The sequence below is a fragment of the bacterium genome (assembly GCA_023150945.1).
Taxonomy (GTDB): domain Bacteria; phylum Zhuqueibacterota; class Zhuqueibacteria; order Zhuqueibacterales; family Zhuqueibacteraceae; genus Coneutiohabitans.
This window is the reverse complement of record JAKLJX010000003.1, coordinates 251,912-266,493: the sequence shown is the minus strand read 5'-3', so window position 1 is coordinate 266,493 and position 14,582 is coordinate 251,912. Positions and strand designations below refer to the sequence as shown.

At 59.0% G+C, this 14,582-nt stretch carries 11 protein-coding genes; 9 read left to right on the top strand and 2 right to left on the bottom strand.

All coding sequences use genetic code 11. The features are described 5' to 3' along the window. Positions 1 to 3: 3 nt before the first annotated feature. From L6R21_06435 to L6R21_06395, 9 genes are all read left to right on the top strand, one after another. Positions 4 to 168, top strand: a complete 165-nt coding sequence (locus L6R21_06435) for a phosphotransferase (protein ID MCK6558820.1) — start codon at positions 4 to 6, stop codon at positions 166 to 168. Positions 169 to 307: 139 nt separating this feature from the next. Then, entirely contained in the window at positions 308 to 655 is a 348-nt protein-coding gene (locus L6R21_06430) for a four helix bundle protein (protein MCK6558819.1), read from the top strand. A gap of 94 nt (positions 656 to 749) precedes the next feature. After that, a complete protein-coding gene (locus L6R21_06425) occupies positions 750 to 4,178 on the top strand; it encodes a hypothetical protein (GenBank protein MCK6558818.1) in 3,429 nt (1,142 codons plus the stop codon). A gap of 252 nt (positions 4,179 to 4,430) precedes the next feature. Further along, positions 4,431 to 5,468: a PorV/PorQ family protein gene (locus L6R21_06420; protein ID MCK6558817.1), complete on the top strand. Its 1,038-nt coding sequence runs from the start codon at positions 4,431 to 4,433 to the stop codon at positions 5,466 to 5,468. A gap of 286 nt (positions 5,469 to 5,754) precedes the next feature. Further along, the gene (locus tag L6R21_06415; protein MCK6558816.1) at positions 5,755 to 6,435 is read left to right on the top strand and encodes a metal-dependent hydrolase; all 681 of its coding nucleotides are present in this window, start codon (positions 5,755 to 5,757) and stop codon (positions 6,433 to 6,435) included. Between the two features lie 246 nt (positions 6,436 to 6,681). Beyond that, positions 6,682 to 7,428 carry a 2,3-diphosphoglycerate-dependent phosphoglycerate mutase gene (gene gpmA / locus L6R21_06410; protein ID MCK6558815.1) on the top strand — a complete coding sequence of 249 codons (747 nt, stop codon included), beginning with the start codon at positions 6,682 to 6,684 and terminating at the stop codon, positions 7,426 to 7,428. Between the two features lie 227 nt (positions 7,429 to 7,655). After that, complete coding sequence (locus L6R21_06405) at positions 7,656 to 7,961, top strand: ribosomal L7Ae/L30e/S12e/Gadd45 family protein (protein ID MCK6558814.1); 306 nt, start codon at positions 7,656 to 7,658, stop codon at positions 7,959 to 7,961. Then, complete coding sequence (locus L6R21_06400; protein ID MCK6558813.1) at positions 7,958 to 8,605, top strand: 5-formyltetrahydrofolate cyclo-ligase; 648 nt, start codon at positions 7,958 to 7,960, stop codon at positions 8,603 to 8,605. The genes L6R21_06405 and L6R21_06400 overlap by 4 nt, the downstream gene beginning before the upstream one ends. Positions 8,606 to 8,675: 70 nt before the next feature. Further along, on the top strand, positions 8,676 to 9,533 hold the full coding sequence (locus L6R21_06395; protein MCK6558812.1) for a 3-hydroxyacyl-CoA dehydrogenase NAD-binding domain-containing protein: 858 nt from the start codon (positions 8,676 to 8,678) through the stop codon (positions 9,531 to 9,533). A gap of 271 nt (positions 9,534 to 9,804) precedes the next feature. Here the strand turns inward: L6R21_06395 and ppdK are convergent, their stop codons facing one another. Together ppdK and L6R21_06385 are read right to left on the bottom strand one after the other, a co-directional pair. Further along, complete coding sequence (ppdK, locus tag L6R21_06390) at positions 9,805 to 12,627, bottom strand: pyruvate, phosphate dikinase (GenBank protein MCK6558811.1); 2,823 nt, start codon at positions 12,625 to 12,627, stop codon at positions 9,805 to 9,807. A 62-nt stretch (positions 12,628 to 12,689) separates the two neighbouring features. After that, positions 12,690 to 14,432: a S41 family peptidase gene (locus L6R21_06385; GenBank protein MCK6558810.1), complete on the bottom strand. Its 1,743-nt coding sequence runs from the start codon at positions 14,430 to 14,432 to the stop codon at positions 12,690 to 12,692. Positions 14,433 to 14,582: the final 150 nt, after the last annotated feature.

Below are 14,582 nucleotides of genomic sequence, written 5' to 3'. Positions count from 1 at the left end.
TGGATGCTCGATGCTGGATACTCGATGCTCGATGCTGGATACTCGATGCTCGATGCTGGATACTCGATGCTGGATGCTGGATACTCGATGCTGGATGCTGGATACTCGATACTCGATGCTGGATGCTGGATGCTGGATGATCGATGCTGGATGATGGATGCTGGATGATGGATGATGGATGAAAAATCTTTGAGGATGGATGATGATCACTGATCACTGATCACTGATCACTGACCAGTGGCATTCAAAGGCAGGATATCTGAACAAGGGGGTGCGTATGAGTTATCGGGGTTTGGAGATTTGGCGATTGGCGCGGCAGTTGGTCATTGATATTCACAGAATGACTCTTGAAAAGCTGCCAAAGTTCGAGATGTATGAAGAAGGAGGCCAGATACGCCGTTCGATAAAGTCCGTAAAATCGCTGATCGTGGAAGGCTTCGGCAGGCGGGCATACAAACAAGACTATGTCCGTTTATTGATATGCTCGCTGGCCTCAAATGATGAAACCACCGATCATCTCGAAACGCTGTTCGAGACGGGTTCACTTGCTGATGCCGATCTTTATCAGGATCTTCACAACCGGCTGGAGTTGCTGGGAAAGAAAATCAATGCCTTCATCCAGTCCGTCGAACGGCAGCACCTGAGCAAAAAGTGACAACTCAATCTATCCATCCAGCATCCAGCATCCAGTATCAAGTATCAAGCATCCAGTATCAAGCATCCAGCTTGTGACCAACCGTGAGGGATTCATGAATTTCAGAATGAAAAATGGTTTGCTTCTTCTGCTGCTGTTCCTCGTTGCCACGGCCGCGAGTGCGCAGGAGCAGCCTCGGCGCGGCTCGCTGCAATGGTATCTCAACGGCCCGCAGAAAAACTGGAGTGCGGCCGATCACGAGGATTACTATCGCTGGCGTGAGAAAGTGCGCGAGAAGATGCTGCGCAAAGCCGCGGCCGCCAACGACAACCTGGCGCCGCGCCAGCGCGCGATCATCAACGGCAACAAGATCACCACGGAAATCTGGAACTATGGCTCGATCTCCAGCCCGGGCAATCGCACCACCGACATCGTGTGGGAAAGTTTGGGCTACGGTTATGAGTTCGCGCCTTTCATCGCCGCGGAGATCGAAGTGCCGCCGCGCAGCCATCGCGATGCACACATCAAGCGCGATGCCGCCGGCAATCCGGTGATCAAACCCAACGGCGACACCACCTGGGTCGTCGTCTGCATCAGCGATGGGTTGATCTCGCTCGGCGGTGAAGTCTCGCCCGACGGCAAGGAATTCTGGGGCTGGGAGCCGCTCGCCACCAGCGATGACGGCCGCGTGCCGTACGCCAATCCCCAAAGCAATCGCATTCCGACGGTGAATGATCTGGACCGCAACGGTGACGGCAAGCCCGACAGTTGGCCGGACGGCTGGTACAACCCGAATTTGAAAAGATATGTCTGGCCGGGCGCGCTGCGGCAGGGCGCGAGCAACGCCGACATGGAATCCTTCTTCGTGTGCGATGACCGGCGCAACAAGGAATTCCAGTACTACCCCTTTGTGAATGATTCGACCCGGCGCGGCCTCGGTCTGGAAGTGGAATTTCGCTACTATCAATGGTCGAATCCGCTCGCCGAAGACATCATCTTTCTGATTTACAAGATCACCAACAAGAGCGACAAGGACCTGCACAACGTCCATTTCGGCATGTGGGGCGACCCTCACATCGGCGGGCCGCAGAACTACGGCGACGATCTTTCCTTTTTTGACCGCTCCATCAACATGGTTTATTCCTGGGATGAGGACGGCAAGAGCGACGTAGTCGGCCGCACGCCGGGCTATTTCGGCTACAAGTTTTTGGAGAGCCCCGGCAACCCGCTGGACGGCATCGACAATGACGGCGACGGCAGGATCGATGAAAGCCAGACCGACGGCATCGACAACGACGGCGATTGGGTGGCGGACAAGCATGACATCGGCGTGGACGGCGTGCCCAACACCGGCGATCGCGGCGAGGGTGACGGCGTGCCCACTGCCGGCGATCCTTTCGATATTCGCGAGCCGGGAGAGCCGAATTTTGAATTCACCGATTTGGATGAATCCGACCAAATCGGCTTGACCAGTTTTGCGGCGCCGCCCTTTGGCGGGCAGAATGTGATCTCGGCGGATGAATTCATTTTCAACAACTACATGACCCCGGGCCAATTCGATTCCGCCAACGCCACGCAGGCGGGCGATTATGTGTTCCTCTACGGCTCCGGCCCGATCGAATTGCCGGCCAGGGCCATTCGGCGGTTTTCCATTGCCCTGCTCGTCGGCCAGGACTTGGAAGACTTGCTGTTGAATGCCCTCACCGCTCAACAGATCTATGAAATCAACTATCAATTTGCGAAGCCGCCGGAGAAACCAACCGTGACGGCGGTGCCGGGCGACCGCAAAGTCACCTTGTATTGGGACAATGTGGCCGAATCATCGTTCGATCCGGTCAGCGAGACGTTCGACTTCGAGGGCTATGTCATCTATCGCAGCACCGATCCGAATTTCCTCGACCAGCAAGTGATCACCGACGCCAACGGCACGCGCTTCCTGTTCGAGCCTTTGAAGACGGCCACCGGTGCCTCTGCCAAATTCGATTTGATCAACGAGTTCAGCGGATTGAGCGAAGTGCCCTTCCCGGGGCGGGGCGTGGCCTACAATCTCGGCAGCAATACCGGCCTGCGCCATGCCTTCGTTGACTCCAACAATGTGATCAACGGCCAAACCTACTACTATGCCGTCGTCTCCTATGATCACGGCGACCTCGGCCAGAAGATCGCGCCCACGGAATGCTCGAAGAACATCACGCTGAATCCCGAGACCAATGAGCTGATTTTGGACGTCAACACCGTGCGGGTGGTGCCGCGCGCACCGAGCGCGGGCTATGTGCGCAGCGCGCTGGAAGACAACGGCGAAGCCAGTCGCATCACGCACCGCAGCGGCGTGGCCACCGGTGCGCTGCAAGTCGAGATCGTCGATGCGCGCGCCGTGGAGGAGAGTAATGAGTATCACGTGCGCTTTGCGGCGGACCCCGTGCGCTACACCGTGGAAGACATGAAGCCGGTGAGCCACACATTCAACGCGCGGGTGGATCAATTCGTGCGCATGCCCCATCTCAATGTCAATGATACCACCTTCGTGCTCACCAGCGGCGATGGCCAGCGTTTGTTCAATCGCGGCGCAGACTATGAGCTGCAGCCGGAGGCCGGTTTTGTGCGAGTGCTGCCGGGCGGCGCCATCAGCGAAGGCCAGGCTCTGCGCGCGGTGTTTCGCTATTTCGCCATCAAAGACAGCCAGTTGCTCAATTCTGAAGAAGCCAATCCGTTCTTCGACGGCATGCGGCTGTTCGTGCAGGAGGTGCCGCTCGATTTGGACGTGGCGCGCACGAAGTGGACGCCCGCCAGCAAATCGAACTACCTCGGCAGCGTGAAACCGTTCAATGGCATCGAGCGCAACAAGTATCCCGGTGACTATGAAGTCCGCTTCTCCAATGCGATCGTCGACAGCAGCGCGCGGCCGGGATTCGGCTACATCAAGTCCAAAGCCGAAGTCTGGGACGTGACCAAAGGCCGCGTCCCCCAAAAACAGCGCATGGTTTATCTCGAGACGGTGAAAAACGACAGCTTGTGGACGCCCGATGAGCGCGCGGTCATCCTGCTCGGTGAACAGGGACTGGTGCAGACCTGGGAGTTCACCTTCGTGCCGCCGCCCAACAATCCGGTGGCGCCCGCTGCCGGTGATGTTTACTTCATCGCCACCAGCCGGCCGTTCACCGCGGAAGACGCCTACAGTTTCAAAACCAAAGCCGCGCGCGTGGATGAATCCCTTGCGGCCAATTCGCTCGACCGCATTCGCGTCGTGCCCAATCCTTACGTCGTCACCAACGTCATCGAGCCGCTCGACCGGCAGAATCCGCGCGACCGCGGCGAGCGCCGGCTCTATTTCGATCTCTTGCCGAAGGATTGCACCATCCGGATCTTCACCGTGACCGGCGAGCTGGTGGACGTCATCGAGCATCACACCACCGCGGACGACGGGCAGGCGTTCTGGAACTTGACCACGCGCGACAATTTCCCGCTGGCCTACGGCATTTACCTCTATCATGTTGATGCCGGCCCGCTCGGCCAAAAGATCGGGCGCTTCGCAGTGATCAAGTAACTGGCAGCTCGCGCCAGAGTCCTGGTCGAGCTGCTGCTCCGGCTAGGACTCTTACTCTTACTCTTACTCTTACTCTTACTCTTACTCTTACTCTTACTCTTACTCCTACTCTTACTCTTACTCCTACTCCCTCCCCAAAAGCTTGAACGCGAGTAGGAGTAAGAGTAGGAGCAAGAGAAGGAGCATAAGAGGAACGGCAAGGGAAAGAACTCGCCAGGCAATAATTCCTAAACTAGATCAAGGTCCGAGAAAATGAAAAGAACTCTCAGTCTCATCATGATGGCAGGCCTGCTGGCGGCTGCCACGCTGCGCGCCCAGGTGGATAACACGCAAACCATCACCAAGACCGGCACCACGGTCGCGCAGTTCCTGAAGATCGGCGTGGATGCGCGCGGCACGGCCATGGGCGGCGCGTTTGCGGCAATGGCCGGTGACTTGAGCGCGATGTACTGGAACCCGGCGGGTCTGGGACACTATCAGGGTTTGGGAACGATGTTCGTGCACAACCAATGGCTGGCGGACATGAATTTCAACTATGCCGCCGTGGCCTTCGAGGTGCGGGGGCTGGGCACGCTGGGCTTGAGCGTGACGAGCCTGAGCGCGCCGGATGATTTTGTCCGCACCGTCGAACGGCCGGAGGGCACCGGCGAATTGTTCGACGCCAACGACTTGGCCTTGGGCTTGACCTACGCGCGCCGGTTGACCGACCGTTTTGCCATTGGCGGCACCGCGAAGTTCATCCGGCAGAATCTCTGGCACATGAGCGCGAATGCAGTGGCGCTCGACATCGGCGCCTTGTTCACCACGCCCTTCCGCAACGTCCGGTTGGGCGCGAGCATTAGCAATTTCGGCAGCGATCTGCGCCTCGATGGTCGTGACATCCGCTTCAGCAACGATCCGGATCCGACCAATGAAGGCAATGTCGAATTCGTCAACGCCATGTACGAAACCGAAAAGTTTCCACTGCCGCTGAGTTTTCGTGTGGGGCTGGCGACTGAGATCTACCAGAACGACAACGTGCGAGTCACGGTCGGCCTGGACGCGCTTCATCCCAACGACAATGCCGAGAGCATCAACACCGGTGCTGAGGTGGTGCTCAACGAGATGCTCTTCCTGCGCGGCGGCTATTCCACGCTGTTCCGCTCGGAAAGCGAAGAGGGTCTCACTCTGGGCGGCGGTTTGCACTATCGCCTGTGGGGCAGCAGCACGAAGTTGAAAATCGATTATGCCTACGCCGACTTCGGCCTGCTGGAAAACGTACAGCGCTTTTCACTCGGCGTGAATTTTTGAGCAAGCGCCGGCCCGGGCGCGGCCACCGCCCGCATCGTCTCACTTCACCGAGAAGAACCAACCCTTTGCGAAATCCGACGGCTTCGCAGAGGGTTTTTTGTTGCGGCCGGGCAGCAGGAGAGGCTGGCATTTGTGCAAAAATCTTCTAGCTTATGCCGGTCGCTGTGGCAGCCGCAAACAGCAAACCTGCACAGCAGCGCAACGCCGACTTTTCAGCGGACTGCCGAAGGGCGCACGCAATTGCCGCCCGGTAGAACAACACTGTTCTCAAAATTGGATGCCCGCCATGTTCATCGGTCACTATGCCGTTGCCTTCGCAGCCAAGAAAGCCGCGCCCAAAGTTTCGCTGGGCACGCTGTTCCTGGCTACCCAATTTCTGGACTTGCTCTGGCCCATCTTTCTTCTGCTCGGCCTGGAACACGTACGCATCGCGCCCGGCAATACCGCGTTCACCCCGCTCGATTTTTATGATTATCCCATCTCGCACAGCCTGCTCACAGTGGCAGGATGGTCGGCCGCATTTGGGCTGGTGTACTATGCGCTGCGCCGCTACGCCGTGGGTGCGTGGGTGCTCGGTCTGGGCGTGCTCAGCCACTGGATTCTCGATCTGATCACCCACCGGCCGGATTTGCCCCTGGCGCCAGGCACGCAAACGTTTTGGGGATTGGGACTGTGGCAGTCAGTGGCCGCGACCGTGCTGGTGGAAAGCGCCTTGTTTACCGCGGCGGTGGCCTTGTATGCGCGCACCACCCGGCCGCGTGACCGCATCGGCAGCTATGCCTTTTGGGGATTGGTGATCTTTTGCGTTTTGGGCTATGCCGGTAACGTGATGGGACGCGAGTCTCCGCCTCCTGACGCGAACGCCCTCGCCGTTTTTGGGTTGACGCAATGGCTCATCCTTCCCTGGACGTACTGGATCGACCGCCATCGTCGCCTGGCGACAGACACAGCGCCCCCCAAAGACTAGTGGTCGATTGCCTTGTTTCGCTTTTCGTTTGCCTGAAGCGTCGTGGTCTTCTTTGTCATGCTGCAATTCGCAAGAGTGGCCGCTCGCGATGTCATTCAGACGAATCTGCTGAAATGCCTGGCAGAGTGCCCAACTTTTCACAGGATCTTTTTGCAATGCAGCATGACGGTGGTGCCAACAGTGCTGCGCGAGAAATGTCAACTTTCAGGCTCGCCTGATTTCACGAAACCAAAAGGAGTTTGACTCATGACCAAACTTGTGCTCTTGCGTCACGGCGAAAGTGTGTGGAACAAGGAGAACCGCTTCACCGGCTGGACTGATGTGGATTTGTCCGAAAAAGGCATTGCCGAAGCGCACACTGCCGGCAAGGTGTTGAAAGAGAACGGCTATGTTTTCGACGTGGCTTATACCTCGGTGCTCAAACGCGCCATCCGCACGTTGTGGATTGTGATGGATGAAATGGATCTCATGTGGATTCCGGTGCACCGCTCCTGGCGTTTGAACGAGCGTCACTACGGTGCGCTGCAGGGCCTGAACAAGGCGGAAATGGCGGCAAAGTTCGGCGAGCAACAGGTGAAAGTCTGGCGCCGCAGCTATGACGTGCAACCGCCGGCGCTGGAGAAATCCGATCCCCGCTATCCCGGCCATGATCCGCGCTATCACAACCTGAAGGAGCATGAACTACCGCTCACCGAGTGTTTGAAAGACACGGTGGCGCGTTTTCTTCCCGACTGGCATGAGCAGATCGCGCCTGCGATTCGCACCGGCCGGCGCGTGATCATTGCGGCGCACGGCAACAGCCTGCGCGCGCTGGTAAAATATCTCGACAACGTGCCCGAGGCCGACATCGTCGGATTGAACATTCCCACCGGCGTGCCGCTGGTGTATGAGCTGGATCATGATCTCAAGCCGATCAAGAGTTACTATCTCGGTGATGAGGAAACCGTGAAACAGGCCATGCAAGCCGTGGCCAATCAGGGCAAGGCCAAATAGACGGCGGGTGCCGGGCTGTCCGCAGCAGTTGCTTCCTTGCGGCAAAGCGAGCATTCCGGCCGCGGGGACACTGGGATCGCAGAGTTGCAACAATAGAAAAACTCTTCGCAGTGCTCCCGGCTTCTCCGCGGTTGGATTTCGGTTTCCCCGTGGCATTTTGACTGAACGACTCGCGCCAACTGCTGCGACAGCACGACGGTTCTTCTTTTCTCTTCGGTCAGGTGAAAATGCTTCCGGATGATATATTGCCGCTGCTCGGCTTGGCGCAACGCGCGGGCAAGATCGTGATTGGTTTTGATGCCGTCCGGCGCGAGATCAACACGCACAACGCCGCGCTGGTGGTCTTCGCCGAGGACGCCGTTGCCGCCAAGACCCGCGTCCTGCATCACGCCGCGGACATTCCACAAGTGACGCTCGGCACCAAAGCGGAATGGGGAAAATACTGGGGCCGGGCCGAAGTCGGCATGTTTGCCGTTCTTGATCGCAACTTTGCCAAAGGGATGCTCGCAAAACTGCAGGAGCCATCGGCGTGAAAAACCTCGACAGCTTCAGCGACCGGGAGGAACACGCGGCCCTGCTTGCCCGCAAAGCCGGCCTGCGTGAGCATCTGCGCCGGCAACGCGCACTGCTTCCCGAGCAGGAAAGAGCACACGCCACCGCTGCGATTATGCAGCAAGTAAGGGCGCTGCCGGCGTTTCAGCAGGCGGGAGTGGTGCACACTTACGTTTCCTTTGGTGATGAAGTCGAAACACACGATTTGATCCGCATGCGGCTCGCGGCCGGCGCGCCGGTCGCCGTACCCAAAGTGATCAAGCAGGAAAAACGGCTGGCGCACTTTTTCGTTCCGCATTTCGCGGCGCTGCAGCCGGGCGTGCTCGGCATTCTCGAACCTTCGCCGGAGCACGGCGCGGTGCCGGCGCCGGCAATCGCGGCCTTTGAGGTGATCCTCGTGCCCGGCTTGGGGTTTGACCGGCGCGGCAACCGCCTGGGCTATGGCCAAGGCTACTATGACCGGTTTCTCGCGGAAGCGCCGGGCCTCAAGATTGCGCTGGCGTTCCGCAGTCAACTGGTGACAAGCATTCCAGTGGCAGCGTATGATCAGCGCGTCGACTTGATCGTCACCGCGGAAGAACTGATTCGCTGCGCGGAGACGCACGAATTCCGCCCGCCGCGTTGACCACTCTCCCGCTGCCAAAAAATCCCGACACACCTGCTGTGCTTGAACTCACTTTCAGGAGATTCCACTGATGCCCCCGACCATCCACCGACTGGCGGTGATCGGTGCCGGCACCATGGGCCGCGGCATTGCCTATGCCTCGTGTCTCGCCGGTTTCGCCACCAAACTGTATGACGTGGCTGACAAGATTCTCACTCAGGCGAGCGCCGCCCTCCTGGCGGACTTTCGCAAGGCGGTCGACAAAAAGATCATCACCGATGAAGCGGCAGCCAAGGGTTTTGCCCGCCTGCAAACCACCACCGATCTCGCTGCCGCCGCGCAGGACGCCGAGTTCATCATCGAAGCCATTCCGGAACGGATCGATCTCAAACTCGATTTGTTCGCCCGGCTGGACAAGCTGGCGCCGGCGCCGGCCGTGTTGGCAACCAACACCTCCTCGCTCTCCATCACCGAGATGGCAGGCGCGACGCAGCGCCCCGGCCAGGTCGTCGGCATGCACTTCTTCAATCCCGTGCCGGTGATGAAACTGGTGGAGATCATTCGCGGCCTGGAATCCTCTGAGGCCAGCGTGGGCCTGACGCAGGCGGTCGCGCACAAGATGGGCAAGGAGACGGTGATCATCAACGAATCGCCGGGCTTCATCACCACGCGCATCAACGCCATGATCGGCAATGAAGCCTTCTACCTGCTGCAGGAAGGCGTGGCCGGCGCCCGCGAGATCGACAAGGCCTTGAAGCTCGGACTCAATCATCCCATGGGGCCGTTCGAGCTGGTCGATTTGGTGGGGCTCGACGTGCGCCTGAATATTCTCACCTTTCTACATCAAAGCCTGGGCGAAAAATTCCGGCCTTGCCCGCTGCTGGTAAAATATGTGAAAGCCGGCCGCTTGGGAAAGAAGGTGGGAAGGGGGGTATATGAATATGTGTAGATGATCGCGCTTGACTCTTACTCTTACTCCTACTCTTACTCTTACTCGCCTTTAGTGAGGATGCAGAGGCGAGTAGGAGTAGGAGTAGGAGTAGGAGTAGGAGTAAGAGTAGGAGTAAGAGTAAGAGTACGAGCAGGAGCAAACCCACAAGTCCGCGGCTCGCCAAATCCTACCCGTTTCCAGAATTCTCGCCTGCAAGAAAAATCGCCCGCGGGTTGTTCCAGCCCACGGGCGATTTCTTTTTGCCTTCCACCCAAAACTGATCGCGCGATCAGTCTTTGTCCACTTCCGCCAGGGCCGCCTGCGCCGCCGCCAGGCGGGCAATCGGCACGCGGAAGGGTGAGCAGCTCACGTAGTTCAAGCCGATCTGGTGGCAGAACTTCACGGTGGCCGGGTCGCCGCCGTGCTCGCCGCAGATGCCGACTTTGAGCTTCGGGCGCGTGCTGCGGCCGCGCTGCACGCCCCATTTCATCAATTCGCCCACGCCTTCGACATCGATGGTCTCGAAGGGATCGGCCGGCAAAATCTCATGCTCGACGTAGTGCGGCAGAAATCTCCCGGCATCGTCGCGCGACAGGCCGAAGGTGGTTTGGGTGAGATCGTTGGTGCCGTAGCTGAAGAACTCGGCTTCCTGCGCGATCTGATCCGCCACCACCGCCGCGCGCGGCAATTCGATCATCGTACCGACGAGATAAACGACCTTGACGCCCTGCTCTTCAAAAACCCGGGCCGCAGTGGCGCGCACGATTTTCTCCTGCGCCTTGAGCTCATTGACGTGTCCGACCAGCGGAATCATGATTTCCGGCAGGACGCGCTTGCCCTGTTTCGCCACGATGCACGCCGCTTCGATGATGGCGCGCGCCTGCATCTCGGTGATCTCGGGATAGACCACGCCCAACCGGCAGCCGCGATGGCCGAGCATGGGATTGAACTCGTGCAGCGCTTCCACCTTGGCTTTGATCTTTTCCGCGCTCACGCCGAGTTTGGCGGCCAGGTCCGCTTGCTCGCGTTCGCTGTGCGGCAGGAACTCGTGCAAGGGCGGATCGAGCGTGCGAACCGTCACCGGCAGGCCGTCCATCACCTCGAAAATGCCGATGAAATCCTGGCGCTGGAAAGGCAGCAGTTTGGCCAGCGCGGTGCGGCGGCCGGCTTCATCGTCGGCGAGAATCATCTCGCGCACCGCATCGATGCGATCGCCGCCGAAGAACATGTGTTCGGTGCGGCACAGGCCGATGCCTTGCGCGCCGAACGCGACGGCATTCGCCGCTTGATCGGGTTGGTCCGCGTTGGTGCGGATGTTGAGCTTGCGATGTTTGTCCGCCCAAGCCATGATGTCGGCGTAGATGCGATAGGTTTCGGATTCTTCCGGCTGCATGGTCTTTTCAAGCAGCACTTGCAGGATCTCGGAGTGCCGCGTCTTGATCGCGCCGGCAATCACTTCACCGGTGGTGCCGTCGATCGAGAGCCAGTCGCCCTCGCGCAGCATGCGGCCCTTCACCTGCATGGTGCGGTTGCGGTAGTCGATTTCCAGGACTTCGCAACCGGCGACGCAGACTTTGCCCATTTGGCGCGCCACCAGTGCGGCGTGGCTGGTCATGCCGCCGCGTGCGGTGAGAATGCCTTCGGCGGCATCCATGCCTTTGATGTCTTCCGGCGAGGTTTCGATGCGCACGAGAATCACTTGCTCGCCGCGCTTGCTCCACGCCACCGCATCCTCGGCATTGAAGACGATCTTGCCGGAGGCCGCGCCGGGACCGGCATTCAAACCCTTGGCGAGCAGATTGCCGTGATCGATGGCGGCCTGCTTCTCCTTGAGGTCGAAGATCGGGCGCAGCAGTTGGTTCAGGGCATTGGGATCGAGGCGGGCGAGCGCCTCATCCTTCTTGATCAGCTTTTCCGCCACCATGTCATGGGCAATCTTGAAGGCCGCAAACGCGGTGCGCTTGCCGTTGCGGGTCTGCAGCATCCACAGCCTGCCGTTTTGCACGGTGAACTCGATGTCCTGCATTTCTTTGTAATGGCGCTCGAGCGTGCGGCGGATCTTCATCAACTGCTCGAAGACTTTGGGCATCTCCTGTTCCAGGCGCGCGATGGGCTCCGGCGTGCGAATGCCGGCGACCACATCCTCGCCCTGGGCGTTGATCAGATATTCGCCATAGAACACGTTTTCGCCGGTGGCGGGATCGCGCGTGAAGGCCACACCCGTGCCGCAATCATCGCCCATGTTGCCGAACACCATCGCCTGCACGTTCACCGCCGTGCCCCAGTCTTCCGGAATCTCATAGAGTTTGCGATAGGCGATCGCGCGCTCGTTCATCCACGAGCCGAACACCGCACCGATCGCGCCCCAAAGCTGCGCCATGGGATCCTCGGGGAAATCATGGCCGGTGCGTTCTTTGATTGCCGTCTTGAATTCCTGCACCAATTCGCGCAGGGCTTCGGCGCTCAGTTCATTGTCGAACTTCACGCCCAACGTCTCCTTCTTGTGATGGAGAATTTCTTCGAAGGGATCGATGTCATCTTTGTTCTGCGGCTTGAGGCCGAGCACGACGTCGCCGTACATCTGCACGAAGCGGCGGTAGCAGTCATAGGCAAAGCGCTCGTTGCCGGTCTTGGCGATCAAGCCCTGCACGGTTGCCTCGTTCAAGCCGAGATTGAGCACGGTGTCCATCATGCCCGGCATGGAAACGCGCGCACCGGAGCGCACTGACACGAGCAGCGGGTTTTGTTTGCTGCCGAATTGCGCGCCCATGATCTTTTCGACGTGCGCCAGGGCGGCTTCGACCTGCTTTTCCAGGCCCTTGGGGTAGCGGCGCTTGTTCTCATAAAACGCGGTGCAAACTTCGGTGGTGATGGTGAATCCGGCCGGCACCGGCAAACCGATGCTCGCCATTTCGGCAAGATTGGCGCCCTTGCCGCCCAGCAAATTCTTCATGCGCGCATCCCCTTCGGCTTTGCCGGCACCGAAGGCGTAAACATATTTGTCCCGCGCCTGGCCATTGCGCTTGCTTGCCAATTTCTTCAGCTTCTTGCGATTGAGTTGCGATGAGCCGTCTTTGGGAAGCACTTTCCGTTTGGTTTTGGCTAACGCCATGAAATGGTCCTCCTAAAAGGAATATGTGAAACTGTTGGTTGTAGTCCAGCAGGCAACCCATCTCATCCCTTCTGCTTGGCGGCGGCGCCGAGGATGGCGAGATAACGCTCCTGGTTCTGCAGAACCTTGATCGCCTCGGCGAGATAGGGATCGTCGTCGAAGGTGGCCTCGACTTTTGCCCGTGTGCCGAACAGCTTGGCGGCAATCTCTTTTTCCAGTTCACGCACGATGTAGTCGCGGTTGCGGTTGAAATCATCCGCCTTGAGCGTTTGCAGCGCGGCTTCCAGCCGGTTGATGTCGGGAGTGAGCGTGCTGTAGTACCCCTCTTCCGCCGCCACCTTTTTCAATTCCGCCAGCCGGTCTTCACTTTCCGCAACGTAGCTGAAGCCCTTTTCTGCGATGAACGCGCGGAATTGCGCCAGCAGGTTGTCATCAACGGTGAAATTGCGCGGCAGATCGCGGTGCTGGTTGGCGTAGGTCAGGGCAAAATGGAAGAAGAGCGACTTGCGGCGCAATTCGTACTGATAGCGGTTGAGAGGCGGCAGTTCGACGCGCAGGTCGGGCTTGATGCCGCCGCCGCCGCGCACTTCGCGCCGGTTCTTGAGGGTGTAGTAAATGTGCGTGCTGTCATGGTTGAGTTCCGAGGCGATGGTGGCCGTGCCGGTCGCGCCTTCTTCGCCTTCACCTTCCTCCAGCGCCACCTCCGGTGAATGCGCGCCGCGCAGGCGGTCGACCCGTTGAATCAATCGGCCGCTGGGAATGTAGTACTTGGCGGTGGTGATCTTCAGCGCCGCGTCGCGCGTGATCGGCACCACGGTTTGCACCAAACCCTTGCCGAACGTCGGCTGGCCGATGACCACGCCGCGATCGAGATCCTGAATCGCGCCCGCGACGATTTCCGAAGCCGAGGCGCTGAATTCATTCACCAGCACCACCAGCGGCAGATCGCCGGCAATCGGCTCGACATCGGAACGGTATTCCTTTACACTTTCCTCAATCCGGCCTCTGGTGGAAACGACAAGGTCGCCTTTCTTGATGAAATTCTCGGAGACGGAAACCGCGGCATCAAGCAAACCGCCGGGATTGCTACGGAGATCGAGAATCAGGCTCTTCATCCCCTGGGGCTGCAGCTCGCGAATCGCCTGGCGGATCTCATAGCCGGCGTTCTTGGAAAAGCCCGAGAGCTTGATATAGCCCACGCCGTCGCGGATGAGTCCGGAATAACTGACGTCGAGGATGGTGATCTCCGCGCGAATCAGGCGGAATTCCAGCGGTTCCTGTTCGCCTTCGCGTTCGATCTTGAGCGTCACCGGTGTGCCGATTTCACCGCGCAGCCGCTTGGCCACCTCGTTGATGGTCAGGCCTTTGGTGGTCTGGCCGTCGATCATGATGATGCGGTCGCCCTCGCGGATGCCGGCTTTGCCGGCCGGATCATCTTCGAAGGGCTGCTCGACCACGGTCGGCCAGCCTTGCTGCTCGCCGATGCGCATGCCCAAGCCGCCGTATTTGCCGGTGGTGATAATCTGCAAATGCGAGTTGGATTCATCCTCGATCAAAGCGGTGTAGGGATCGAGCGTCTCCAACATGCCGTTGATGCCGGCCTTCATGAACTTGTCCGGATCAACCGGCTCGACATATTTCTTCGAAATCTCCTGATAGACCAGCCCGAAGATTTCAATGTTCTTGCGGATTTCGTGAACATAATCGGCGCCCACGCCCACACCCCAATTGAAAAACCAACCAACAACGGTGAGGCCGGCGGCCAAGACGACTACGAGGGCGGCGGTTTGCTTCTTGAACGTCATGCGCATGACTCCTTGCTGATTCAACTGCCCGGCGGGCAGACCACGAATAGAGACAGCCGCCTGCAAGGGCGGAGACAACGAACAACTACGGGATGATACGATTGGAGGAGTAATCCGCCAACTCGACACTGCCAAACCAACGATGAGGTT